16 protein-coding genes and 1 pseudogene are annotated in these 25,176 nt (G+C 65.2%); 9 read left to right on the plus strand and 8 right to left on the minus strand.

The genetic code is table 11. The features are described 5' to 3' along the window. Nucleotides 1–154 precede the first annotated feature (154 nt). Both LL964_RS11960 and LL964_RS11965 read left to right on the plus strand, forming a co-directional pair. The gene (locus LL964_RS11960; protein WP_104584217.1) at nt 155–448 is read left to right on the plus strand and encodes a hypothetical protein; all 294 of its coding nucleotides are present in this window, start codon (nt 155–157) and stop codon (nt 446–448) included. 212 nt (nt 449–660) lie between these two features. Then, a complete protein-coding gene (locus LL964_RS11965; protein WP_104584215.1) occupies nt 661–2,589 on the plus strand; it encodes an alpha-L-fucosidase in 1,929 nt (642 codons plus the stop codon). Nucleotides 2,590–2,736: 147 nt separating this feature from the next. On the opposite strand, the pseudogene LL964_RS11970 reads toward LL964_RS11965, so the two are convergent. The 3 genes and pseudogenes from LL964_RS11970 to LL964_RS11980 all read right to left on the minus strand — a co-directional run bounded on the left by LL964_RS11970 (nt 2,737) and on the right by LL964_RS11980 (nt 5,858). After that, nucleotides 2,737–3,684 (minus strand): annotated as a pseudogene (locus LL964_RS11970) (IS1595 family transposase). 252 nt (nt 3,685–3,936) lie between these two features. Next, nucleotides 3,937–4,539: a hypothetical protein gene (locus LL964_RS11975; RefSeq protein ID WP_146092287.1), complete on the minus strand. Its 603-nt coding sequence runs from the start codon at nt 4,537–4,539 to the stop codon at nt 3,937–3,939. A gap of 296 nt (nt 4,540–4,835) precedes the next feature. Beyond that, nucleotides 4,836–5,858 (minus strand): hypothetical protein, encoded by a 1,023-nt coding sequence (locus LL964_RS11980; protein WP_228329444.1) that lies wholly within the window; start codon nt 5,856–5,858, stop codon nt 4,836–4,838. Between the two features lie 463 nt (nt 5,859–6,321). On the opposite strand from LL964_RS11980, the gene LL964_RS11985 reads away from it, so the two are divergent. After that, nucleotides 6,322–6,492, plus strand: a complete 171-nt coding sequence (locus tag LL964_RS11985; RefSeq protein ID WP_167395158.1) for a hypothetical protein — start codon at nt 6,322–6,324, stop codon at nt 6,490–6,492. Nucleotides 6,493–7,073: 581 nt separating this feature from the next. Here LL964_RS11985 and galA read toward each other — a convergent pair. The 4 genes from galA to LL964_RS12005 all read right to left on the minus strand — a co-directional run bounded on the left by galA (nt 7,074) and on the right by LL964_RS12005 (nt 15,575). After that, nucleotides 7,074–9,641: a beta-galactosidase GalA gene (galA, locus tag LL964_RS11990; RefSeq protein WP_104584213.1), complete on the minus strand. Its 2,568-nt coding sequence runs from the start codon at nt 9,639–9,641 to the stop codon at nt 7,074–7,076. Beyond that, nucleotides 9,638–10,840, minus strand: a complete 1,203-nt coding sequence (locus LL964_RS11995; protein WP_104584211.1) for a glycoside hydrolase family 53 protein — start codon at nt 10,838–10,840, stop codon at nt 9,638–9,640. The genes galA and LL964_RS11995 overlap by 4 nt, the downstream gene beginning before the upstream one ends. 158 nt (nt 10,841–10,998) lie before the next feature. Beyond that, nucleotides 10,999–13,692: a TonB-dependent receptor gene (locus LL964_RS12000; RefSeq protein WP_104584209.1), complete on the minus strand. Its 2,694-nt coding sequence runs from the start codon at nt 13,690–13,692 to the stop codon at nt 10,999–11,001. A 497-nt stretch (nt 13,693–14,189) separates the two neighbouring features. Next, entirely contained in the window at nt 14,190–15,575 is a 1,386-nt protein-coding gene (locus LL964_RS12005) for a helix-turn-helix domain-containing protein (protein ID WP_104584207.1), read from the minus strand. Between the two features lie 135 nt (nt 15,576–15,710). Here LL964_RS12005 and LL964_RS12010 point away from each other — a divergent pair, with 135 nt between their 5' ends. From LL964_RS12010 to LL964_RS12035, 6 genes are all read left to right on the plus strand, one after another. Then, nucleotides 15,711–17,216, plus strand: coding sequence for a CoA-acylating methylmalonate-semialdehyde dehydrogenase (locus LL964_RS12010; RefSeq protein ID WP_104584205.1), 1,506 nt, complete (start codon nt 15,711–15,713; stop codon nt 17,214–17,216). 10 nt (nt 17,217–17,226) lie between these two features. Further along, nucleotides 17,227–18,408 carry an acyl-CoA dehydrogenase family protein gene (locus tag LL964_RS12015; RefSeq protein WP_104584203.1) on the plus strand — a complete coding sequence of 394 codons (1,182 nt, stop codon included), beginning with the start codon at nt 17,227–17,229 and terminating at the stop codon, nt 18,406–18,408. Next, nucleotides 18,405–19,202 carry an enoyl-CoA hydratase gene (locus LL964_RS12020; RefSeq protein WP_104584201.1) on the plus strand — a complete coding sequence of 266 codons (798 nt, stop codon included), beginning with the start codon at nt 18,405–18,407 and terminating at the stop codon, nt 19,200–19,202. Before LL964_RS12015 ends, LL964_RS12020 begins: the two co-directional genes overlap by 4 nt. Then, a complete protein-coding gene (locus tag LL964_RS12025; protein ID WP_208621370.1) occupies nt 19,187–20,380 on the plus strand; it encodes an enoyl-CoA hydratase/isomerase family protein in 1,194 nt (397 codons plus the stop codon). Before LL964_RS12020 ends, LL964_RS12025 begins: the two co-directional genes overlap by 16 nt. A gap of 114 nt (nt 20,381–20,494) precedes the next feature. Then, a complete protein-coding gene (mmsB, locus tag LL964_RS12030) occupies nt 20,495–21,397 on the plus strand; it encodes a 3-hydroxyisobutyrate dehydrogenase (protein WP_208621382.1) in 903 nt (300 codons plus the stop codon). 303 nt (nt 21,398–21,700) lie between these two features. Continuing rightward, complete coding sequence (locus LL964_RS12035) at nt 21,701–22,666, plus strand: cation diffusion facilitator family transporter (RefSeq protein WP_104584197.1); 966 nt, start codon at nt 21,701–21,703, stop codon at nt 22,664–22,666. Nucleotides 22,667–22,993: 327 nt separating this feature from the next. Here LL964_RS12035 and LL964_RS12040 read toward each other — a convergent pair whose 3' ends face one another. After that, a complete protein-coding gene (locus LL964_RS12040) occupies nt 22,994–25,075 on the minus strand; it encodes a 3-hydroxyacyl-CoA dehydrogenase NAD-binding domain-containing protein (protein ID WP_104584195.1) in 2,082 nt (693 codons plus the stop codon). Between the last annotated feature and the right edge of the window lie 101 nt (nt 25,076–25,176).

Genomic DNA, 25,176 nt, shown 5'->3' on the forward strand with positions numbered 1-25,176 from the left:
TCGTTGTCGAAAGGTCGGGAAATACCCGACGGGCAGGCGGAGACGCAGGCGATTGAGGTGAAGACTGATGGCGCGGCGAGCTCAGCTGTACTGCACGCGCTCGTGCCGGCGATGGCGCTAGAGTCCTGGCTTCTCCAAAGCCCGAAACGCGCGCATGGATCAACAGCACCACGACTGGATGCAGGCCGTCACCGATGCCCTCAGCGATCTATTGGCCGCGCGCGTCGCGCAGGCCACCTTGCTGGAAGCCATGCTGGTCTCGCACCCGGATCCTGTTGCGCTCCGAAAGGCCTGGGACGAACTGTCGTCCCAACGGATTGCCTACGTGGCGCAGAACAAGGCGGCGACGCAATCGGAGCGGCCAATGGATGGCTACACACTGGAGCAATTTCAGGCCTGGGAAGAAAAGTTCCGCCGGTATTTTCCGCGCGATGTGGGTCCGCGGTAAGCGCGCGATCATGCCTTGCTGCCGTTGCGGAACCTGGAGCAACAGGCAGGCCGGGGTGCTTCTTTAAGGCCTGCCTGCATGCCGCCACGATGCAGGCGCTGCACCAGCGGCCAGATCCTGGATGTTCGTTGGCGCCGTTGTTGCTCGGGGATTAGGACTCTTTGGCCTTTGGAGAAGCTAAGATCGAACGTCGTGCACAGTCGGAGGCGCCAATGATCGATCGTCGTACCTTTCTTGCCACGGGTGTGGCGGCTGCTGCCGCCAGCGTTGGGGCATCGGCTGCCGGGATCGTGCCGGGTCCCCGCGCCAACGGACCGGCACCATGGGGTGCGGTGCCCAGCAAGCGCCAGCTGCGGTGGCATCGGTGGGAGCAATACGCCTTCGTGCATTTTGCGATGAACACCTTCACCGACAAGGAATGGGGCTACGGCGACGAGGATCCGCGCAAGTTCGATCCCAGCGATTTCTCACCCGACCAGATCGTCGCCGCTGCCAAGGCCGGCAATCTGAAAGGGCTCATTTTCACGGCCAAGCATCACGATGGCTTCTGCCTGTGGCCGACGCGCCTGACCGAGCATTGCATCCGGAATTCGCCATACAAGAACGGCAAAGGCGACATCGTCGGTGAGATGGCCGCAGCGTGTCGACGCGCCGGCCTGGCGTTCGGCATTTATCTCTCTCCCTGGGATCGCAACCACGCCGAGTATGGGCGCCCTGGCTATCTCGACTATTTCCGCAAGCAGATCGTCGAGCTCTGCACGGGCTATGGCGAGCTGTTCGAGTTCTGGTTCGATGGCGCCAATGGGGGCGACGGCTATTACGGTGGAGCGCGCGAAGCGCGCAAGATCGATGCGCCCGCGTACTACAACTGGCCACGGATGATCGAGCTGGTGCATCGGCACCAGCCGATGGCCTGCACCTTCGATCCGCTGGGCGCCGATATCCGATGGGGCGGCAACGAGGACGGTATCGCCGGCGATCCATCCTGGCCGACCATGCCCAACGCCCCTTACACGCAGGAAAACGGCAATTCGGGCGTGCGCGGTGGGGCGCTGTGGTGGCCGGCCGAAACCAATACCTCGATCCGCCCGGGCTGGTTCTACCACGCCGATGAAGACGGCAAGGTACGCAGCCCGGAGAACCTGGTGCGCTATTTCGACACCTCCGTCGCGCGCGGCACCAATATGAACCTCAATCTTCCACCCGACCGACGCGGCCGCATCGCCGACCACGATGTGGCAGTGCTGCAGAGTTTCGGCGACGCGATCCGCGCCAGCTTCGCCATCGATCTGGCCAAGGGCGCCAAGGCCAGCGCCAGCGCATCGCGCGGACCAGGGTTCGAGCCGTCGCGCGTGCTCGATCGGCAGCCGGACAGCTACTGGTCCACGCCGGACGGCGACACCACGCCGACGCTGACGCTGGAGCTGTCGGCGGTGCACAGCTTCGATCTGATCCGGCTGCGCGAATACCTGCCGCTGGGCGTGCGCGTGACCCGCTTTGCGGTCGAGGCCGAGGTCGATGGGCAATGGCGGCGATTGGCCGAAGCGCAATGCATCGGTGCGCAGCGGATCCTGCGTCTGGAGCGCCCGATCGCCGCGCGCCGGGTGCGCCTGGTCGTGCTGGAGGCGCCGGTGTGCCCGGCGATCAGCGAATTCGCGTTGTTCCGTGCCGTTGCGCCAGTGCCGGTCGCGCGGCCGACCGCGAATGCGCCGGATGTGCTGTCCAGCGCTGGCTGGCGCATCGTCGAGGCGAGCGCGCCAGGGGCGGAAAAGTTGCTCGACGACGATGCCAGCACGATCTGGATCATGCCCGCTCCCACGCCGGGCCATCCCGCGCAGGCGACCATCGACCTGGGCGCGCTGCGTCAGGTGGCCGGTTTCAGCCTCACGCCCTCGCGCACGGTGATGAACGGCGCGGCGCCGCCGAAGGGCTATCGCGCCGAAACCAGCGAAGATGGCCAGCAGTGGCAGCCGGCCGGCGCCGGCGAGCTGTCCAATATCGCCTACGCGCTCTCGACCCAACGCCTGAATTTCCCTGAGGTCCGTCAGATCCGCTATCTGCGGCTATCGTTCGCCGAAACGGCAGTACCTGCCGAGCGGCTGGCGATCGCGGGTATCGGTGCGTTTTCGCGCTTGCGATAAGCGCTTGCGTTTCCGCGCAGCCCTGTGCCGCGCGGGAGTGTTATCGTTGAAGACGACGTAGTTTCACCAGCGTGAAATGAGCGAAAGCGGTGAAGAAGGTGTTGGACCAGTGGCCCTTCCATCCAGACTCCTGATTAGCCCTGTCTCTCAGCCATGAAAATTGCTCGGCATGCGAGAGAAGGCTCCGGACAGGGCTTGCAACGCATCATCGCCGTGGCGAGCCGTGGCAGCATTTCGGGCAGGCGGAATCTGCGATTGAAGCGATAGGCGGCTTCGGCCAGATAGCGTCTTGCGTATTGCCTTGCGCGATTGCGTGATAGACGCCGCTGATGGCGCGTTTGAGATTGCCAAGCACTACATTGACCCAGCGCGCACCCGCGGCCTCTGTGGCTGCGCGTCCGCCGCCGGTGTCCAACGTGGTGTGCGCGTGGCCGGCGTCTTCCAGGCGGCGGAAGCAGGCCAGCCCATCGATATAGACCTCGCATTCGGGCGCCAGGCGACGCGCAGTCCAGTCCGTGAGCGAGGCATTGTCGAAGCTGCGCACCGGCTCGATCACCACAAAGCTCGGCGCGGTGAAAGTGGCATCGGTCTGCACTGCAATCAGGAACGGCTGCTTGTTCTCCGATCCGCGCCCAGCCTTGCCACCATTGCGCTCACCGCCGAGGTCTGTACGAACCCGGACAGTCGACGCGTGGCTTCTCGCTCGGCCATGACCTGCATGATCTTTTGCTTCATCCGCCAAGCACTCTTGTAGTTGATGCCCAGATGACGCGTCAGCTCCAGCGCGGCCATGTTGGTCTTGGTCGAGGTCAACAGGTGCAAGGCCAGCATCCAGGTGCGCAGTGGCAGCTTGGTGCCCTGGAACATCGTGCCTGCGATCAGGCTGGTCTGATGCCGGCACGCGCTGCATTGATAGTAGATGGCGCCACCACGCTTGAAGCGCGAGCGTGCCCGTCCAGCGCAGGAAGGGCAGCGAAATCCCTGCGGCCACCGCCATCTATACAAAGTGCGGTAGCACTTGGCCTCGGTACCGTAGGCAGCGAAGAACTCCGGCATCGACAATCCAGCCTGGAACTGCACGGCATTGATGCTCATCGCGTCACTTCGTTAGCTTCAGCTGGCAATAGCATCACCCCGGGCTGGCGCAGATCCTGCGACTACTGGCTGAGAGTCGGGGCTAATCAGGTCCAGACTTGTATCGCCGGCAGACTCAACCTTCAAATGCAACGTTTCTGATCTTGAATGCCAAGTCCCGGGCCCACGGAATGCCGCGAGCCCGGGATTCTTGTTGACACCGTAGAATCAAGATGACCAGATGTCAGGTTTGCACGAAGACACGATTCCTAGTCAAATCTTTTGATAGTCACAGGTCAGATTTTCAAACTCGGGTAGATATCCTTGATGGTCATAAGTGCCGCCGGCGTAGGTACATACACGCTCAAGACTGCGTCCCGAAAGCCGTACTGTGCCGTTCCATTTGTTCTCGCAACCCTGGTATGCCGGGATAGAGTAAGAACTGGGTGTTCCACCATTCACATGGAGCTTGCCGAAGCGTTCGCCCATGAGGATCACAGCTCTGCCCCTGAAGCCCGGCTTAGGCTGGCACTGCGTCGTTTCGCTTCGTTCGTGGCATGCGCTCCAGCTGGAGCCTTTGCTGCCGCTCAAGGAAAACGGACCCCAGCCAGCAGGGGCGGGCAGCTCGAAACTTGCACCAAGATCAAACGACTCCTCATGGCATTGGCCTGTTCCGGACGTCAGTGAAACTACAGTGCATTCCCCCCCATGGTCGTTGTAACACGAGGCCCATCGTGAAGGGTCGAGGAATTCTGATTTTTGATTCTTGCCCAACCATCCTTGAAAAGACGTGTTCAGTTGTGCTGCATCGGCAACGCCGACGGTCGCGGCTGCTGCAAGAAAGAACGGCGCAATTTTATTCTTCAAGAAATTCATTTTGAACCCTCGGGGTGGTAAAGGTTGCTGGATGGGTGGTGCGGAGGATGAAGCGTGACAAGCGGAAAATTGATTAAATATGAAGAATGGTCTTTCTATGGATTTTTGGGTGCTGCTGGACGTTGATGCAATTTCCGCGTTTCAAAATCGCTACGGCACCGTCGTAGCCGATGAAGCAAGGTTGATGTGTCAGCATGGTCCCTGCTGCAGCAGTCCGGAAGTCGACGTTTCGCATGATTCATGCGTCGGATGTTTCAGTTTGCCCGCTCAACATCGGCTTCCGTAAAGGATCGATCTTAGCTATGTCCGGACGGGATAACCTGTCTGAATCTATCGCGTTCTTCGGTTGTTGCCGACGCTCGCGCGACTGCGCTTGCAAGCGTGGCGCGAAGCGGCGGGGTCAACTCGACGTCGCCGCTATTGATGGAATCTAGCGTTTGCATGACCAATGAACTGTTTGCATCGCGCCTGATAAATTCGACTGCTGCATCAGCGGCGCTTTCGGGTGAAGAAAGTCTGTAGATCTTCTGAGCCGCCAAGCCACGAACGACCTCTTCGGCTTGGCTGGATACAACCGAGTTCAGTTGAGAGATTGCATTGGTCCTTAACTTTCCGGCATCTGCAGAATCATCCTTTTCTATCGTTCCAATGAAGTTTAGCGCGGCAACTGCGGTGCGAGTGTCCATGCTTTGGTCGCTGAGGCTCGACAGGGCATTTGCGAGAACATTTCGTGAGGCTTGTCCGGGAAGGTTCGAATACGTTTCATACATGTGCGAGTACAGACTCTTATCTTTACTGTTCCATATCCTGTTTGCCTCGTCGAGCAGGATGGACCTTCCTTCCGGGCTGATTGCAAGCATGTTTCGCATCACATCGCGATCCATTTGATTGTTGGCAGGCATCTGGCCGTAGAAATCAGCAACAGCCCTCTTTGTGTTCGGGTCGGCATCGATGGCGATGGCCAGCCTTTGTGCGAAGACATCGCGTTCTGCGCGGGACATTGGCGGGTCGGCGTAGAAGCGTGCGTAAAAGGATTTCAGGTGGTATTGAACCTCCGAGGCGGCAAAGGGCTTGTCGCCTTGCGGTGCTATGAAGTCGCTGTCATCCCAAGGTAGGCGATGATCGCTCGGTTGGTTCGCGGACCGTTGGCTGGTCGGCCTCGTCGAGTTGGCGATGCTCGCGTCTCTTTCGCTCCTGACTGGTGAGTGGGCATTCACCGAAGCGGCGGGTTGATAGAAGTACAGGGCTGCGCTGAAAAGTAAGCCTCCGCCAATGAGGATTGGGATGTACTTTTGTGTTCTTGGGTTATGGTCATTCATCGGCTGAATAAGTCCAGATGGTTTGGCTGATCCGTGTGCCGGCAGGTCATGTGGAATTTCTGTCGAGGATCCTCGGTGCACGGCACCTGTCCGGAATTGATATTCACGGGTGCAATCAATAATCTACATTTTATCTGGAAGTTTTGACGCGGTAAAATTCACAATGGAAGATTCGGGCGTGGCTGCGATCTTGGAGTCTTCGAGTGAAGGATTTGCATATATGTTTGGAGGATGTGGTTCTGACGTCCTCATGCGCATGTTGCTTGCTTTCTCTGAAGTCTCCACTGTGTTCGCGTAGGGTACGCACAATGAAGTCAATATAAATGTCGTCGTGTGACATGCGTTGAGAAAGAATGCGAAATGCCGTGTGTGTGACATTAAATAATTTTTGTAGTTGAATTATTTTCGATGGGGGAGTGGTTCGCTTAATAGTCTTAATCTCGAATCGATTGGATGTCCGTGTATGGACGGATTTATTGTTGAATGCGAAGTTGGTGATCCCTTCGCGATGGATTGGGTGGCTATTAGGCTTGGTTCGGAGGTCGTCATGAAGAAATCTGGCCAGGCCACCCCCATAGCCGGGATTCGTGCTGGCATTGCCTGCTTTACCGGCACGGCATCAACACATGCGTAACTGAAGCCAGGACTGGATGCAGACAGTTGCCGAAGCGCTCACCGGTCTGCCGTCCGCACGCGGCGCACAACCCATGCTGTGAGAGCCGTGCCTGGTCTCTTGTCCTGATTAATCACACGGAAGGAGGTCCGAGATGAAACGGCGTCCCAGCGGATCGCGGTGACGGCACAGCACAAGATGACGGCCTAGGTAGAGCGTTCGATACGCTCGAACGGCTCCAGGCCTGGAAGAGAAATTCCGCTTGCGGCACATCTGCACGTAGCGCATCGATTGCGGTCCATCGACGGCAGGCATGCTGCAGATTCGAACCTGCAATCCGTGCCGCAGCGATGTCCGAAAGCTACCGCGCAGGGGTGCACGCATGCAGTGCCGCTGCACGGTCACGTTGCGCCAACATCATTGATGCCACATCGGCGCGTGCCAGCCGTCTGCGGCCATGCGCGACGCATTGCGTCTTGCCAACGCGATGCCGAACAGGCGGCAGATGCCATTACCGGCGATCGCAGCAATCGGTGGACGCGACGCCCGCCTGGTTGCCCAGGTGCCGATGGCGAGCCCCCTCCACCATCGGCACTCCTGCTTCAGGCCACCGCCGCCCGTCGTGCGGATGCGCTGCTCTTCAGACGCAGAGTCGCCGGGGTCAGGCCTGGTGCGGTGGTCGTCAGCAGGATCTGACCGCTGTTGCGCGTGGTCTGCAAAAGCGCCGCACACAGTCCGTTGAACGCCTTGCGCTGCGGCGCCTTGTCGTCCTCGTGACTGGTGGGATCGCCGTTGCCCACACCGATCAGCTTGCCGGGGCCACGCAGCTCGAAGCGCACCAGGTTGTTGGCGGTCGGCACCATGCGCCCTTGTGCATCGACGATTTCCACCTTGACCACGGCCACGTCTTCGGCATCGGCACGCAAGGCATTGCGATCGCAACTCAGGCGGATGGCGGCCGGCTTGCCTGCGGTTTCGCGGCGCTCGCTCAGCACCAACTTGCCGCCGCGATAGCCGCGCGCCTCGATCGCGCCGGGCGCATAGGCCACGCGCCATTCCACATGGCCGTAGGCCGGCACCTGCTGCAGGCCCTGGCTGACGCCGTTGACCAGCAGTTCCACTGCCTCGAGGTTGCTATGGCACCAGACCGCGACGTGGCCATTGTCGTCCGGCTGCAGCAGACCCTCCCAGTTCCAGTGCGGGAACAGGTGCAGCACCGGTTCGCTGGTCCACTGCGCGCGGTAGTACCAGTAGTTGTCCTTGGGAAATCCGCAGCTGTCCAGCACGCCGAATTGCGATGCCACATTCGGCCAGCGGTTGTAGGGGGTGGGTTCGCCACGGTAGTCGAACCCTGTCCAGATGAAACCGCCGGCGATGTACGGGCGTTGCGCGACATAGCTCCACCAGGCTTCGGCGGTGCTCGCCCACCAGGGATGATCCAGGTCGTAGGCGCGCGTATAGCCGCGGGCGTCGTCGCGGACGTAGTTGCCGCGCACCGACACCGTGCTGGCGGTCTCGCTGCCGTAGATCGGAATGTCCGGGTAGCGCGCGTGGAAGCCATCCATCTGGCTGGTGCGGTAGTTGAAGCCGACCACATCCACCACCTGGCCGACGCCATCGCCGAAGCCCTTGTCCATGGCGAAGGTGGTGGGGCGGGTGGGGTCGAGCTGACGAACGCGCTGCTGCATGCGCGAGACGATGCGTGCGCCGCGCTCGGTGACCTGCTGCGGCTCCTCGTTGCCGAGCGACCACAGGATCACGCTGGGATGATTGCGGCCACGCCGCACCATGGTTTCCAGTTCGCCCATGGCCTCCGGATCGGTGGACATGCGCCGGGTCTCTTCGATGACGAACATGCCCAACCGGTCGCACAGGGCCAGCAGTTCGGGCGTGGCCGGATTGTGCGAGCTGCGATACGCGTTGCAGCCCATCGACTTGAGCTGACGCAGGCGCCATTCGTGCAGCGCGTCCGGGATGGCGGTGCCGACGCCGGCATGATCCTGGTGGTTGTTGGTGCCGTGCAGCTTGAGCGGCGACCCGTTCAACAGGAATCCGCGCTGCGCGTCGAAGGCGATGCTGCGCACGCCGAACGGGCTGACCACCGCATCGGTGGCGTGGCCGTCGCTGTGGATGCTGGTCGTGGCGCTGTAGAGCTGCGGGGTATCGATCGACCACAGCTTGGCCTGCCCCAGTGGCAGGGTCTGTTCGATCTGCTGCAGCTGTCCTGGTGCCAGCGTGATCGGTGTGCTTGCCGACTGCGCGACCACGCGGCCATCGGGCGCGGTGATGCGCGTCTGCACCACGCACTGGCGCGGCGCGGTGCCGTCGTTGCGCACTTCGGTGGAGACCTGCGCGGTCGCGTTGCCGGACTCGATGATGCTGCGCACGACTACGCCGTGCTGTGGCACATGCAGCGGGTCGGTCTTCTGCAACCACAGGTGGCGGTAGATGCCGGCGCCTTCGTAGAACCAGCCTTCGCCCAGGGTGGCATCCACGCGCACGGCGATGAGGTTGGGCTTGCCATAGTCGAGTACTTCGCTGAGATCGACCTCGAAGCCGCAATACCCGCTGGCATTGCGGCCGACCACATGCCCATTGCAGAACACGATGCAATCGCGGAACACGCCATCGAATACCAGGCAGATGCGCTTGCCCAGATCACTGGCCGGAATCTGCAGCGTGCGCCGGTACCAGCCCACGCTGTTTTCCGGAAAACTGGTTCCCAGCGCCTTGTAGCCGTGCGAGGCCGCCGGGTCGTCCTCGGTCATCGTCGCCGAGATCGGCTCCGGCCGGAACGGCAGGCTGACCGCCCAATCGTGCGGCAGATCCACCTGCTGCCAGGCGCTGTCGTCGAACTCCAGTTGCGCGGCGGTGGCGGTGTGCTGGCCAGCCTTGGCGAAGCTGCGCTGGAAAGTGCCGAAGTCGAAGTCGCGCGATGCGTCGCTGGCGTGGCCCAGATGGAAGCGCCAGCCGAAATCGAACAGCAGGCGTTCGCGCGGTGCCAGTGCGACATCACCCAGCGCGCCGGCCGCGGCGGTGTTGCCGGCGCTCGCCGCAGCGGCGCCGGCAATGGCCGGCGTCATGGCACCGACGGCGCCCACCGGCAGGGCGGCGCTCACGCCGCTGGCAAGCATGCCGCGCAAGAGTTCGCGGCGGTTGATGCCGGTCATGGCTGGGTCTCCTTGTTGGGGTTGGCCGGCCTGTCCGATCGCGGCGCAGCGGGTGCCGGCCGGTACGATGCAGGCGCCCCGGTGTACGGGTGGCGCATGAAGTCGATCGCCGGCAGCACCTCGTTGCCATGCCGGAAATCGAAGAAGCTGGCGTTCTCCCACGACGAGCCGGTGCCCCAGCGCGTCTTGCAGCCGCTGCTGGTCCATGCCGGCTCCCAATACACGACGCCGGCGCCACCGGTGTCGATCACCAACTGGGTGAGGTCGATCATGTAGCGTGCCTGCCCCTGCGGGGTGGCGGGATAGCCGGCGATCAGCGAGTCTTCGCCGAGCAGGTTGGGCGAGGTGTCCCCGGATTCCAGGGTCCAGGGATAGGCGGTTTCCACCACCACCACGTCGGCATCGTAACGCCCGCGCAGGCGCTTGATGGTCTTGCCCAGTTCTGCCATCGATTGGGTGGACCACTTGCGGTAGTAGCTGATGCCGATCAGGTCGAAGTCGGTGACGCCGGCCTTGGCGGCGGCAGCGAACCATGGCTCCACATTTTCCGGCTGGGCGATATGCAGCATCACCCGCGGTTTGATGGTTGCGCGCGCGCCGATGTCGCGCACCGCCTTGATGCCGGCGTTGAACAGTTTGGCATTGCGCTGCCAGTCGATCGGGCGTTTCTTGTCCCAGGGCTGGCTGGCCATCAGGTCGGAATTGCTTTCGTTGCCGACCTGCACCAGTTCCGGCATCAAGCCCGCGCGATCGAGCGCGCTGAGGGTGTCGTAGGTGAAGCCGTAGAGGATGCGGGCCAGTTCGTCGGTATCGGTGATGCCGACCCAGGACTTGGGGATCAGCTGTTTGTCGCCGTCGGCCCAGTCGTCGGAGTAGTGCAGGTCCAGCAGCACCTGCATGCCTTGCGCGCGTGCGCGGGCGATGGTCTTCTTGACGTCGGACAGGTCGCTGTACTTGGTCCAGCGTGCATCGTTCCACAGTCGCACCCGCACCAGATTGGCGCCGTGCGCATGGAACAGTTCGAATGGATCGGTGACCGCGCCGTTCTCGCGGTATTGCACACCGCATTCCTCCATCTCGTTGACGTAGGACAGGTCCGCGCCCAGATATAGCGTGGCAGGGGCCGGGGCGGCGTGTGCGGAGACGGACAGGGCCAATGCCAGCAGCGTTGGCGTCCAGAAGCGGCGGGTAGGGCGCATGCGATTCCTCGACGAAGCAAAGTGGAGCGGCCGGCCGCGCGGAGCGTGCGGCCGCCTTTGCGCGGCCGGTGCACGGCGGGCGCCACCCGGAGCGGGTGCGCGGCCGCGCGTGGGCCGTGCCCGCCCGGCGCCGAACGCGCCAGGCGGTGAACGATGGATCAGAACCGGTAGGTCGCCTCCAGCTGATAGCGGCGGCCGAACAACTGGTAGCCGCCGTCGTCCTGGTTGGCCAGGCGGTCTGGCCGATTGTCGGTGTACGCGCGCAGCGGTTCGTCGGTGAGGTTGCTGGCCTGGAAACGGAAGCCGAGCTGCTTGCTGTACTGCCAGTTCAAGCTCAGATCCACCGTGCCTTCGCTCTGCAGCCTGGCCAGACGCGCGGCATTCCACCCGTACACCACGGTGTAGGGGCTGTGGTACTTGTAGCCCACGCGCGCTTCGAAGGTGCCGTTGCTGTACCACAGGTCGAAGGTGCCGGTCCTGCGCGCCAGCCCGCTCAGCGGCAACGGGTTGTCCTGCGGCGAGAATTCCTTGAGGTTGGAATCCACCAGCGAGAAGTTCGAGTAGACGCCGAAATTCTCCAGGTGCGGAATGAAGAAGAACGGGGTCTGGAAGGTGAGCTCCACGCCGTTGATGTGGCCGCCGCCACCATTGAATGGCGCGCTGACCAGGTAATCCAGGCCGTTGATCACTTCGCGATCGGTGCGGTAACCGATGCTCGAATCCACTTCCTTGCGGTATACCGCCAATGCCGCCAGCGCTTCCTTGTGGAAGTACCACTCGTAGGAAACGTCGAGCTGGGTGGCCTTGAACGGGTCCAGTTGCGGATTGCCGCCGCTGCCGGTGAGCTGGCCGACGGTGACGTTGGGGTCGTCCAGGCGGCGGCCGGTGCGCAGTTCGTCCAGCGGCGGGCGTGCGATGACCTTGGCCACCGCAAAGCGCAGGATGCGCTGCTCGTCGATCAGGAAGTTGAGCGTGGCGCTGGGCAGTACATCGGTGTACTCCTTGCTGTCGCTGCTGGGCCGGATGGTGCTGCCCACCGAATCGAAGCCGTCGCTGTCGGTCCTGGTGTTGACCAGACGCACGCCGATATTGCCGGTGACATCGGTACCGAACAGCTGCGAGCTGAACACCGCCTTGGCGAAGGCTTCGCGCACGTCTTCCTTGACGGCCCAATGATCGAGCATCTGCTCGGTGATCGCGTTCGGGTCGAAGCCGCCGAAGCCGATCCGGGCGATCTCGCGCATGTTGCCGCCGGTGAGCGTGGGCACGCGCAGGCCCGGCATCGTGACCGGATAGATCAGGTCCTGGTACGCCGAGATGGGTTGGTCGAAATTGGACTGATTGCTGACGAAGGCGCGATTCTGCTTTTCCCGTTGGGCCGCGCGCGCGCCGAACTCAAGCGAGGTGAAGGGGCCCGCATCGACCGAGCGGCTGGCGTTGAGCGCCAGCGCGGCGATCTTGTCGCGCAATCCCTGCGGGTTGGTCTGGCCGTTGATGCCGTACTCGGGCGTGTCCGAGCTGGTGCTGATGGTGGGCTTGATGGTGCGACGGAAGTCGAAGGAGATCGTGTCCGGATTGCTGCCGAAGCGCACCGCCTGCCACTCGTTGTCGCGCTTGGCCTGCGAGAACGACAGGTCGCCGGCCAGCGTCCACACATCGCCGCTCCACTTGGCATTCAGGCCGCCGGCAGCGAGCGTCTTGACCTCGTTGTAGTGGCTGACCACATGGTCGACCTGCAGGTTCGAGTTGGCCAGGGTGGCGGCCACCACGTCGCCGCCGACGATGGTGTAGGACGAGCCCGGCGCAGTGTACGGATTGGCGCCGCTGGAGAACACGCTGTAGGCCAGGCCGTTGAACCAGTTCTGCAGCTGGTCTTCTTCGATCGCGATGCGCGAGTACAGGCCGTCCAGCTTCACATCCAGGTTGCCCGAACGCCATTGCACGGTGCCCATCGCGCCGGTGCGGGTCTGGTCGATCAGCTTGAGCTGGTCGGCGGCGCCCCATGGCGTGGGATCCGGGGTGCCGTCGCCGTTGATGTCGCGCGCGCTGCTGGCATCGGTATAGCCCCAGCTGCCGATCGAGGAGCCGGCATTCTTCTGCTTCTGGTAGGTGGCGCCCAGCGCAACGGCGAGGTTGTCGTTGATCTTGTGCACCCAGCTGGCGCCGAAGCGGCTCCCCCAGGGGCTGTATCCGGGAACGTCCTTGGCATGGTCGTAGAACACCGGGGCGGCGGTGCCGACGAAGCCGGGGCCGTTGTAGTCCAGCGGGCTGATGGTGGAGATGTCCACGGTGGCGGCAAGGCCGCCCGCCACCAGGTCGGCCGATTGGGTCTTGTAGACCTTGACGGTGGACACCACCTCGGTGGGGAACACTTCCCAGCGCACCGCCCGGTTAGGTTCGGAGGAGGCGATCTCGCGGCCGTTCACGGTGCCCATGGTCATGCGCGGCCCGAGGCCGCGCACGGTGGCCAGGCTCTCGTTGCCACGGTCGCGGGTACCGTTCACGCCGGGCAGGCGCACCAGCGCTTCGGCCACGGTGACGTTCGGCATCTGCCCCATGTTGTCGGCGGAGATGACTTCCACGACGTGATCGGACATCTGTTTGGCCTGCACCGCCTGATTCAGGCTGGCGCGCTGGCCGATCACGGTGATGTTGTCCAGGGTGACCGGCGCCTGGCCGCTGCTGGCGGCGGTGTCGGTACTGGCGGCCGGCGGTGCAGGGGCCGGCGCCTGCTGCGCCTGGGCGGCGAACGCGGTGGCCAGCACGCAGGCGATGGTGGTGCAGAGGATGTCGCGGACCGGCGTGCGGCGCAGGCGCCGGCTGTCCGGGCGACCGGTATGGTGAACAGGCATCGGATGATCCCTCCCAGGATGATGTGACCGAAGTGTGGTGTGGCGGTGGCCGTCCCGCGGCGCCGGCGTGGGGCGGGCGCTGTCGCGAGGCATGGTGGTTGGTGTGGTACTGCGTTACTCGCGTTGCGTATTCGTTTGTGCGGCGTTTTTGCAATCGGTTGGATCGCGTGACGCCTCCCCTGTCCTGCACGTGTCCGCTTCAGGGTAGAAGCGTGAGTCATTCCATTCCAATGAAGCATTTTGCGGGAGCTATCCCGGCTTGGAATGCTGCAGTGCAGCGCTAGCGTCTGCTTGATCACGGCGGTGCTGTGCGCTCCATCGCGGAGTGTCGGCGATCCGGTCTGGGATAGCGGGCCGACGCCGATCCTGCTCCGTGTCCGGACGCTGCGGGTGAAGCGATCCGGGTGAATCGGACGTGTTCGGTGCCATGGGGGCAGCAGTCCGGCGGTGGCCGTATGCGGCCGGCGGCCGCTGGAGCAGCCGCCGGAGCGGGCGCGTCAGCGCGGGTTCGGCCCCAGGCGCGGCAGCGCCGGAAACGCGCGCTGCACGCAATCGTCGCGTTCGCAGGTCAGGCAGCCCGGCCCGATCGGCACCGCATCGTCCACCGCCGCCAGATCCCAGCCGCGTGCATACACCAGTTGCTCCGCATGCCGCAGATCGCAGCCCATCGCCAGTGCGAAGGTCTTGCGCGGGCGGCCATAGCCGGGAGGGCCGCTGCTGACCTGGCGCGCCAGCCAGAAATAGCGGCGTCCATCGGGCATGCGCGCGATCTGGGTCAGGATGCGGTCGGGCTGGTTGAAGGCCTCGTACACGATCCATAACGGGCAGGCGCCGCCCACGTGCGAGAAATGGAAGTCGGTGGCCGAATGCCGTTTGGACACATTGCCGGCGCGGTCCACCCGCATGAAGAAGATCGGCAGCCCGGCCGCACCGCGTCGCTGCAGGGTGCTCAAGCGATGGCAGACCGCCTCGAACCCCACGCCGAAGCGGTCTGCCAGCCACTCGATGTCGTAGCGCGAGGCCTGCGCACTGTGCAGGAACTCGCCGTAGGGCATCACCAGCGCGCCGGCGAAATAGTTCGACAGCCCGATCCGCGACAAGGCGATGCGCTCGGCATCGGCGAAACCGGCGTCGGCGATGCGCGCGTCCAGCAGCGGTGCGCACTCCAGCAGGGCCAGTTGCGCCGCCATCTGGAAGGCCTGCTGCCCGGGGCGCAGATGCGCGGGCAGCCACAGCACGCGCGCCTGCGCATCCACGCTGCGTTTGTCGCCTTGCAGTTCGCTGGCCTCCTGCACCAGCAGGCCGTGCCGGTCGGCCAGGCGTTGGCGCAACCGCAGCGGCAGGCTGTCGCTGGTCGCACCGAGTTCGGCGTGCAGCGCTTCGGCGCGCTCGTCGAGTTCGGGCAGGTAGTTGTGTGCGCGGTTGAAGTAGTCGCGCACCTGCTCGCCGGGCGACAGCGACGGCATCGCCGCATGCTCCACGCCGATCTGCAGTTGCAGCGCGGCATTGCGTTCGAGCACGTGCTGATGCGCGCGATGCAGGTCCAGCAGGGCCTGCGCCACCTGCGGCAGGTTGCCGGTGAGCGCACGCAGCTCGGCTGGCGACAGCGTATGGCCCAGGCTGCGCAGCGATTGGTCCAGCGGCTCGACCAGCGCGGCCGGATGGTCCGGATCCAGTAGCCCGTCCAGATCGCCCAGCGTGATCTTGAGCCGCTGCTGGATGGCCAGGGTCAGCGGACGCTGGTTGCGCTCGATCTGGTTGAGATAGCTCGGCGACAGGCCGAGCCGGCGCGCCAGCTCGGCCTGAGTCAGGCCGTGGCGCTGGCGCAGCCGCTGTAGGCGCAGGCCGAGCTGGTGACGCAGGGAGGGGAGCGAGTGTGGCATTCGCAAAATTCGCAAAATTCTGCTGGAAGCTTAGCGCGATTAAGCAATCCAGGGCTGGGAAAGCCGGTTTTGGGTGCGAACAATGCGAAGCGGTGGGCCGCGATGGCCCGACGTCCCCCGTGAGCGAACCCTGTGATGAGCGAATCCATTCCCCGCGTCTGCCTGTTGATCGATGGCGAACTGATGGTCTCGGCCAGCGACCGCTGGCAGGACGTGGTCAACCCGGCCGACCAGTCGGTGCTGGCGCAGGTGCCCTTCGCCACCGGCGCCGAAGTCGATGCGGCGGTGGCCGCGGCCAGCCGTGCCTTCGTCAGCTGGCGCAAGACCCCGATCGGCACCCGTGCCCGCATCTTCCTCAAGTATCAACAGTTGATCCGCGAACACCTGCCCGAACTGGCCGCGCTGCTGAGCGCCGAGCAGGGCAAGACCCTAGCCGATGCGGAAGGCGATGTGTTCCGTGGGCTGGAGGTGGTGGAGCACGCTGCGGCGATCGGCAACCTGCAACTGGGCGAGCTGGCCAACAACGTCGCCACCGGCGTGGATACCTACAGTCTGTTGCAGCCCTTGGGCGTGTGCGCCGGCATCACCCCGTTCAACTTCCCGGCGATGATTCCGCTGTGGATGTTCCCGATGGCGATTGCGACTGGCAACACCTTCGTGCTCAAGCCCTCCGAGCAGGACCCGATGGTGACCATGCGGCTGGTGGAACTGGCGCAGCAAGCCGGAATTCCCAAGGGCGTACTCAACGTCGTGCACGGCGGCGAAGAGGTGGTCAACGCGCTGTGCGATCACCCGGACATCAAGGCCCTGTCGTTCGTCGGCTCCACCAAGGTGGGCACGCATGTGTACCGGCGCGCGTCGCTGGCCGGCAAGCGGGTGCAATGCATGATGGGTGCCAAGAACCACGCGGTGGTGCTGCCGGACGCGAACCGCGAACAGACCCTCAATGCGATGGTCGGTGCGGCCTTCGGTGCGGCCGGCCAGCGTTGCATGGCCGCCTCCACGCTGGTACTGGTCGGTGAAGCGCGCGAATGGATTCCGGAGCTGGTGGCCAAGGCCAGGAGCCTGAAGATCGGTGCGGGCAATGCGCCAGGCACCGAGGTCGGCCCGTTGATTTCCTGCGCCGCGCGCGAACGCGTGGAAGGGCTGATCGCCTCGGGTGTGGAGCAGGGCGCCACCCTGGAACTGGACGGGCGCGGCCCACAGGTGCCTGGTTTCGAGCAGGGCAATTTCGTCGGCCCGACGATCTTTTCCGGGGTCAAACCCGGCATGCGCATCTACGACGAGGAAATCTTCGGGCCGGTCCTGGTGATACTCGACGTCGCCACGCTGGATGAGGCGATCGCGCTGGTCAACGCCAATCCCAATGGCAACGGCACCGCGCTGTTCACCCAATCCGGTGCGGCCGCGCGGCGCTTCCAGGAAGACATCGATGTGGGACAGGTCGGCATCAACGTGCCGATTCCGGTGCCGGTGCCGCTGTTCTCGTTCACCGGCTCGCGCGCGTCCAAGCTCGGCGACCTCGGCCCCTACGGCAAGCAGGTGGTGATGTTCTACACCCAGACCAAGACCGTGACCGCACGCTGGTTCGACGATCAGACGCTGAGTCATGGCGTCAACACCACCATCTCCCTCAAGTGACCCGATCGCCATGAATGCAGCCATCCAGTTACATCCCAACGCAGCCGATCTGAACGACGAGCAGGAAGCGTTTCGTGCCGCGGCGCGCGACTTCGCCGACAAGGAACTGGCTCCGCATGCGGCGCAATGGGACGCGGAAGGCCACTTCCCGCGCGAGGCCATCGCCAAGGCCGCCGAGCTGGGGTTCTGTGGCATGTACACCGACGAAGGCGTCGGCGGCCTGGGCATGCGCCGGCTCGATGCGGCAGTGGTGTTCGAAGAACTCGCTACGGTCGATCCGTCCACCTCGGCCTTCATCAGCATCCACAACATGGCCACCTGGCTGATTGCCAGCTACGGCAGCGAGGCGGTACGCGCGCAGTGGGGCGAGGCGATGACCAGCGGCGCCAGGTTGGGCTCGTACTGCCTGACCGAACCGGGCAGCGGCTCGGACGCAGCGTCGCTGAAGACGCGCGCGCAGCGCGACGGCGACAGCTATGTGCTCAATGGCAGCAAGGCCTTCATTTCCGGTGCGGGCGCCACCGATGTGCTGGTGGTGATGGCGCGTACCGGCGAGGACGGCGCACGCGGCATCAGTGCATTCGTGGTGCCGGCCGATGCGCTGGGCATCAGCTATGGCCGCAAGGAAGAGAAGATGGGCTGGAACAGCCAGCCCACGCGCGGCGTGACCTTCGCCGATGTGCGCATCCCGGCCGGCAACCTGCTCGGCAAGGAGGGCGAAGGCTTCAAACTGGCGATGAAGGCACTGGACGGCGGCCGTATCAATATCGCCGCCTGCTCGCTGGGCGCGGCGCAGGGCGCGCTGGATGCCGCGCGCCGCTACATGGGCGAGCGCCGCCAGTTCGGCAGGAAGCTGGCCGATTTCCAGGCGCTGCAGTTCAAGCTGGCCGACATGGCCACGCAGCTGGTCGCAGCGCGGCAGATGGTGCACACCGCCGCGCGCAAGCTCGATGCCGGCAGCCACGATGCCACCGTGTGGTGCGCGATGGCCAAGCGTTTCGCCACCGACGCCGGCTTCGCGATCTGCGACGAGGCGTTGCAGATCCACGGCGGCTACGGCTATATCCGCGAGTATCCGATCGAGCGATTGCTGCGCGACAGCCGCGTGCATCGCATCCTGGAAGGCACCAACGAGGTGATGCGCATGATCGTGGCGCGCCATCTGCTCAATAGTGAGGAGCAACTGCGATGAGCGATTGGGAAGGACGCGTCCACACCGGCCTGCAGGTCGAGCGCGATGGTCATGTGGCCATCGTCACCCTGAGCAATCCACCCGCTAATACCTGGACCGTGCACAGCCTGGCCGCCTTGCGCGAGCTGGTGCGCGCACTGGATGCCGACCGCAGCGTCTACGCGCTGGTGATCACCGGCGAAGGCGAGAAGTTCTTCAGTGCCGGCGCCGACCTCAAACAGTTCGCCGATGGCGACAAGGCCAATGCACGCGAGGCCGCGCGTCGCTTCGGCGAGGCATTCGAGGCCTTGAGCGCCTTTCGCGGGGTGTCGATCGCCGCGATCAACGGCTACGCAATGGGCGGCGGCCTGGAATGCGCGCTGGCCTGCGATCTGCGTATTGCCGAGCAGCACGCACAGCTGGCCTTGCCGGAAGCCAGCGTCGGACTGCTGCCCTGTGCCGGCGGCACCCAGAACCTGCCGCGGCTGGTCGGAGAGGGCTGGACCAAGCGCATGATCCTGCTTGGCGAGCGGATCGACGCCGCCACCGCGCAGCGCATCGGATTGGTGGAAGAGGTGGTAGGCCAGGGCGAAGCGCGCGCGCTGGCGATCGCCTGGGCGCACCGTGCCGGCAAGCAGAGTCCGATCAGTGTGGCCGCGTGCAAGCGCCTGGTGCAGGCCACCCGCAGTGGCACGCATGCCGCGGCCCTGGTTGCCGAGCGCGAGGCGTTCGTGGACCTGTTCGAGCAGGCCGACCAGGCCGAAGGCGTGGCCGCCTTCCTGGGCAAGCGCGCACCGCAGTGGAGCAGCCGCTGATGGTTGGGGCGGCCACTGCAGCCGACGATGCTGCGCCGGTGCTGTTCGAGCTGCGCGACTGCGCCGATGGGCACCGCATCGGCATCGCCACCTTGAATGCACCCAGAACTCTCAACGGATTGTCGCTGGAAATGACGCGGCTGCTGGACGCACAGCTGCGGGCATGGGCCGACGATGCGCAGGTGGCCTGCGTGGTATTGCGCGGCGCCGGCGAAAAGGCCTTGTGCGCCGGTGGCGATCTGCATGGGCTTTACCAAAGCATGCGTGCGCATCGCGACGCGGTGCCCGACGCCGCGCAGCGCCGCGCCAGACCGCAGGACAATGCGCATGCCGCCGCGTTCTTCGAAGAAGAGTATCGGCTGGATTACCGCATCCATACCTACCCCAAACCGGTGCTGTGCTGGGGCCACGGCATCGTGATGGGCGGCGGCATCGGCCTGATGTCCGGCGCCAGCCATCGTGTGGTCACCGAGCGCTCGCGTCTGGCCATGCCCGAGATCACGGTCGGCCTGTTCCCGGACGTGGGCGGCAGCTGGCTGCTGCGTCGCGTGCCGCACGGCGCCGGGCTGTTCCTGGCATTGACCGGCGCGCCGCTCAACGCCAGCGATGCCATCCATGCCGGGCTGGCCGATGTACAGCTGGAACACGCGCAGTACCCGGCCGTGCTGGACGCATTGAGCGCGCATGCATGGAGCGGCGATGCGCAAGAAGACCGCGCACAGCTGAGCATGTTCCTGCAGGGGATCGCACAGCCGTTGGAACCGGGTCCGCTGCAGCTGCATGCGGCATTGATCGCGCAACTGGTCGCTGGCGACACCGTGGAACAGGTCGTCGCCGCCATCGATGCCTTGCAAAGCGGAGATGCCTGGTTGCAGGCCGCGCGCACCACCCTGGCCGCGGGTGCGCCAGGCTCGGCACGTCTGGCCTGGGAACTGCAACGTCATCCCGGCACGACCTCGCTGGCCGAGACGTTCCGTACCGAATACGTGGTGGCGCTGCACGCTGCCGCGCACGGCGATTTCGCCGAAGGCATCCGCGCCTTGCTGATCGACAAGGACCGTCAGCCGCACTGGCAGCCGGCATCGCTGGCGGAGGCCGACGCGGCGTGGGCAGCAGGGTTCTTCGAGGCTCCCTGGCCTGCGGATCGGCATCCGCTGGCCGAGCTGGGCGCGCGCTAGGCATGGCGACATACGGCACCGCTCGGGTCGGCACGATCCGGGATGCGCGCGTGTGTCCAGGTAGTCACTGCTTGCCGCGACGGGATCCACTTTTCTTCCGATGAATGCTCCAACCTGGAGATCGACACGATGAGCAAGATCGCCTTTATCGGCCTGGGCAACATGGGTGGCCCGATGGCCGCGAACCTGGGCAAGGCCGGACACCAGTTGCGGGTCTTCGATCTGGTGCCCGCCGCGCTGGACGCCGCCGCGGCCGCTGGCGCGCATGCCGCCAGCTCGGCGCACGACACCCTGGCCGATGCCGAGATCGTCATCTCGATGCTGCCGGCCAGCCGCCATGTGGAAGGCCTGTACCTGGGCGATGGCGGCATCCTGGCGCAGATTCCCGCCGGCGCGCTGGTCATCGATTGCAGCACCATCGCGCCAGTGTCGGCGCGCAGGGTGGCCGAGGCCGCAGGTGCGCGTGGGCTGGCAATGCTGGATGCACCGGTCTCCGGCGGCACTGCGGGCGCCGCCGCCGGTACGCTGACCTTCATCGTCGGTGGCGCGGCCGACGCGCTGGAGCGTGCACGCCCGGTGCTGCAGGCGATGGGCAAAAACATCTTCCACGTCGGCGCCAACGGTGCCGGCCAGGTGGCCAAGCTGTGCAACAACATGGCGCTGGGCGTGATCATGGCCGCCACCGGCGAAGCATTGGCGCTGGGCGTGGCGCAGGGTCTGGATCCGGCGGTGCTGTCGCAGATGATGGCGGTCAGCACCGGCCGTAGCTGGGCCACCGAGGTGTGCAATCCGTGGCCGGGCGTACTGCCCAATGCGCCGGCCTCGCGCGGCTACAGCGGCGGCTTCGGCAACGATCTGATGCTCAAGGATCTGGGCTTGGTGGCCGAATCGGCAGTGCAGGCCGGAGTCTCGATTCCGCTGGGTGAGCTGGCGCGCAACCTGTATGCGATGAACAGTCAGGCCGGCAACGGTGCGCTGGATTTTTCCAGCGTGGTCAAGCTCGTGGCCAAGGTGTAGGGCAGGGCACAAAGCGCGTCTGTCTGCAGACAGGCGCTGCGGCCGACGCTGCAACATCGGTGCGGGTACCGCCGACCTGGCGGCGGCAGCCTTGAATCTGCCGGTGCCCCGCCTGCTGCACGCGGATGCGGTACACCCGGCGCGTCGAAGCATGCACGTGGTCGTGGTGTGCGAACGGTGGCCGCCGCGCAGGGTTCGGCGCGCGCTCGACGTGCCGGGTGATGTGATCTCATTACGCTTGCGTGTAATAGTCTCCGCAGACGCGCGTGCTTAAGGTGCGCGCATTGCACGAGGCCGCACAGCATGGGACACGACCACAACCACGCCCCCAGCGAGATTCGCCACGAAACACCGCTATGGTGGGCGCTAGGCCTGACGGCGACGTTCCTGGTGGCCGAAGTGATCGGTGCGTTCGTCAGCAACAGCCTGGCGCTGCTGTCCGACGCGGCGCACATGGCGACGGATACGCTCGGGTTGATGATCGCGCTGCTCGCGGTGCGGCTGAGCCGGCGCCCCGCGGACGCGCGCCGCACCTACGGCTATGTGCGGCTGGAAGCGCTGGGCGCGCTGGCCAATGGCGCCTTGCTGTTCGCGGTCGGCGCTTACATTCTGTGGGAGGCCGCGCAACGCTTCCGCGCACCGCAGGACATCTCCTCCAACGGCATGCTGCTGATCGCCGGGCTGGGCCTGGTGATCAACCTGATCGCGATGAAGCTGTTGCATGCCGGCAGCGGCGAAAGCCTCAACGTCAAGGGCGCCTACCTGGAAGTGTGGAGCGACATGCTCGGCTCGGTGGCGGTGATCATCGGCGCCCTGCTGATCCGCTGGACCGGCTGGCACTGGATCGACCCGGTGCTTGCGGTGCTGATCGGCCTATGGGTGCTGCCGCGTACCTGGGTGCTGCTGCGCGAGGCGATCAATGTGCTGCTCGAGGGCGTCCCCAAGGGCATCGATCTGGCGCAGGTACGGCAGGCACTGGCCGGCTACCCGGGGGTCGACGACGTGCACGACCTGCATGTCTGGGCACTGGCGTCCAGTACGCCTGCTCTCACCGCGCACGTGGTGGTGGGCGAGTCCGTCGACCGCGACCAGCTGCGCGATGCGCTCGCCGCGCTGCTGCACGAACGCTTCGACATCGACCACGTGACCCTGCAGGTGGAAAGCGGCGACTGCGGTACGCATCCTTGCGGGAGCCCGGCGTCCGTGCAGGCGGCCGCGCATCACGCCCACCACGATCATGGGCACACGGGGCATCGTCACCGGCATTGATGCACCGATGCGTTTCCGGTGTCGGCACCGACCGCCCGGCGGGTGTCGATCCATCCACGCCACCGCGGCTGCGACAACGCCCCGTGCCAAGCGCCGCCGAGAGCGGCTGACAGAACGACTGCGCTCACCGTCAGGCGGGCGCGGCCGGTGCCCGGAATCGGCACACATCGCTCGCACATTGCGATTCCTCCGCACCGTCCACACTCGCCCAGCGACGACGCGCTCCGTGCTGTTGGCCGCTCTGAACGGGCTGCTCAGAAGCAGCAAGGCCGCCAGTCGGCGGCCTCGCTGCATTCGATCAGTCACAAAATAGGATCGGGTCCGGATTCACGCCACCGGCTCGCGCAGCACTGCCGAGTCCCAGCCCGGGCGCGGCGCGAAGCGCTCGCCGTAGCGCGCGTGCAGCGCCTGCAGGCGCGCCAGCAGCGCATCGGCGCCGGCACTGCGGATGTACTGGATCGGGCCGCCGCGGAACGGCGCAAAGCCGGTACCGAAGATGACGCCGGCGTCGAGCAGGTCCGCATCGGCCACCACGCCGTCGTGCAGGCAGGCGACCGCTTCGTTGAGCAGCGGCAGGATCAGGCGGTCCTCCAGATCGGCCGGCACGGCGTAGCCGCTGGGAACCTCGGGCTTGACCGCACGCCCGTTCTCCCACTTGTACAGCCCCTGGCCATCCTTCTTGCCACGTTTGCCCGCTTCCACCGTCGCCAGCGCCGCCGGAATCGGCAGGTGCAGGAACGGCGCCAGCTCCGCGCCGACACCTGCGGACACGTCCAGGCCCACGGTGTCGATCAGTTCCATCGGCCCCATCGGCATGCCGAACTTGACCGCGGTCCTGTCCAGCACCGGGCCGGGAATGCCTTCGGCGTAGGCGGTGGCCGCTTCCAGCAGGTACGGAAACAGCACGCGGTTGACCAGGAAGCCCGGCGTGCCCGCCACCGGCACCGGAAACTTGTCCAGCGCCTTGCAGAAGGCCGCCAGGCGCGCCACGTTGGCCGGATCCAGCCCGTCGTGCTGCACGATTTCCACCAACGGCATCATCGCCACCGGGTTGAAATAGTGCAGGCCGGCGAACTGCGCCGGGCGCAGCAGATGGCCGCGCAGCTCGGTCAGCGGGATCGACGAGGTATTGGTGGTCAGTACGGCGTCCGGCTTGAGCTGCGGCTCGATCGACTGGTACAGCTCGCGCTTGGCCTGCGGGTTCTCGATGATCGCCTCGATCACCAGATCCGCCTGCGCCACGCCTGCACCGGCCAGGTCACCGCGCAGGCGAGCGGCCACCGCCGGGCGCTTGGCCTCGTCCTTGACCCGCTTGGCGAACAGCTCGCCGCCACGCGTCAGTGCGGTGTCGATGAAGCGCTGCTCGCGATCCTGCAAGGTGACCTCGAAGCCCTTGTAGGCGGCCCATGCCGCGATATCGCCGCCCATCACGCCGGCACCGATCACATGCACATGACGGATCGGCGTCGCCGCGCCGCCGCCAGCGTCCTTGCCGCCCAGCGCCTTCAGCCGCTCGGTGAGGAAGAAAATGCGGATCAGGTTGCGCGCGGCCGGGGTGCTGGCGAGCTTGACCACCGCCTTGCGTTCGGCGGCCAGGCGCGCGTGGATACCACTGCCTCCCGCGCGTTCCCACACGTTGATCAGGGCATACGGCGCTGGGTAATGCTCCTTGCGCGCCTTGCGTGCGACCTGCTTGCGCATCTGCGGTGCCAGCAGCTTGCGCGCGAGCAGGGTATTGGTGGCCCAGGCGGTGGCGCGTTGCTTGAGCGGGCGGGCGGTCCCGGCCAGCGCCAGCGCGGCGGCCACGTCCACCAGCACGGCGGGGGCGGCGACCCTGTCCACCAGGCCCATCGCACGTGCGGCCTTGGCCGACACGCTGCGGCCGGTCAGCATCAGGTCCATCGCCGCCGGTGCGCCGATCAGGCGCGGCAAGCGGGCGCTGCCACCCCAGCCGGGAAAGATGCCGAGCTTGGTCTCTGGCAGGCCGATGCGGGTGCTGCCGTCGTCGGAGGCCACCCGGTAGCGGCACGCCAGCGCGATCTCGGTACCGCCGCCCATGCAGAAGCCATGGATGGCGGCGACCGTGGGGCAGGGCAGTTCTGCCAGCTTCTGGAACACCTGCTGGCCGCGGTGGATGGCGTCGTTGACGGTACCCCTGCGGTCGAATTCCTGGAATTCCTTCAGGTCCGCGCCGGCGATGAAGCCATTGGCCTTGCCCGAGCGCAGCACCACGCCCTTGGGCGGATCCAGCGCCAAGCGCTCGACCAGCGCGCCCAGCTCGAGCAGCACGTCCTGCGAAAATGCGTTGACTGCGGCACCCTGGCGATCGAGGCTGAGCACGAGCACGCCGTCCTCGCGCAGGTCGGCCTGCCAGTGGCTGAATCGGAGCCCGTCGAAACCTGGAAGCATGCGTCTGGCCGTCCGGCGATAGTAAGGAAAGGTCGTTATCATCCAGAGGTTGTTTCCTTCACGTCAAATACCCATACCTGTCGACAGGGGCGGCGCGCGCT

The organism is Xanthomonas melonis (assembly GCF_020783655.1).
In the GTDB taxonomy this organism is placed as follows: Bacteria; Pseudomonadota; Gammaproteobacteria; order Xanthomonadales; family Xanthomonadaceae; genus Xanthomonas; species Xanthomonas melonis.

Excerpts from the sequence above, each read along its gene's own strand:
- LL964_RS11960 (WP_104584217.1), top strand. The coding sequence starts at position 155 with ATGGATCAACAGCACCACGACTGGATGCAGGCCGTCACCGATGCCCTC.
- LL964_RS11965 (WP_104584215.1), top strand. The coding sequence starts at position 661 with ATGATCGATCGTCGTACCTTTCTTGCCACGGGTGTGGCGGCTGCTGCC.
- LL964_RS11975 (WP_146092287.1), bottom strand. The coding sequence starts at position 4,539 with ATGAATTTCTTGAAGAATAAAATTGCGCCGTTCTTTCTTGCAGCAGCC.
- LL964_RS11980 (WP_228329444.1), bottom strand. The coding sequence starts at position 5,858 with ATGAATGACCATAACCCAAGAACACAAAAGTACATCCCAATCCTCATT.
- LL964_RS11985 (WP_167395158.1), top strand. The coding sequence starts at position 6,322 with ATGGACGGATTTATTGTTGAATGCGAAGTTGGTGATCCCTTCGCGATG.
- galA (WP_104584213.1), bottom strand. The coding sequence starts at position 9,641 with ATGACCGGCATCAACCGCCGCGAACTCTTGCGCGGCATGCTTGCCAGC.
- LL964_RS11995 (WP_104584211.1), bottom strand. The coding sequence starts at position 10,840 with ATGCGCCCTACCCGCCGCTTCTGGACGCCAACGCTGCTGGCATTGGCC.
- LL964_RS12000 (WP_104584209.1), bottom strand. The coding sequence starts at position 13,692 with ATGCCTGTTCACCATACCGGTCGCCCGGACAGCCGGCGCCTGCGCCGC.
- LL964_RS12005 (WP_104584207.1), bottom strand. The coding sequence starts at position 15,575 with ATGCCACACTCGCTCCCCTCCCTGCGTCACCAGCTCGGCCTGCGCCTA.
- LL964_RS12010 (WP_104584205.1), top strand. The coding sequence starts at position 15,711 with ATGAGCGAATCCATTCCCCGCGTCTGCCTGTTGATCGATGGCGAACTG.
- LL964_RS12015 (WP_104584203.1), top strand. The coding sequence starts at position 17,227 with ATGAATGCAGCCATCCAGTTACATCCCAACGCAGCCGATCTGAACGAC.
- LL964_RS12020 (WP_104584201.1), top strand. The coding sequence starts at position 18,405 with ATGAGCGATTGGGAAGGACGCGTCCACACCGGCCTGCAGGTCGAGCGC.
- LL964_RS12035 (WP_104584197.1), top strand. The coding sequence starts at position 21,701 with ATGGGACACGACCACAACCACGCCCCCAGCGAGATTCGCCACGAAACA.
- LL964_RS12040 (WP_104584195.1), bottom strand. The coding sequence starts at position 25,075 with ATGCTTCCAGGTTTCGACGGGCTCCGATTCAGCCACTGGCAGGCCGAC.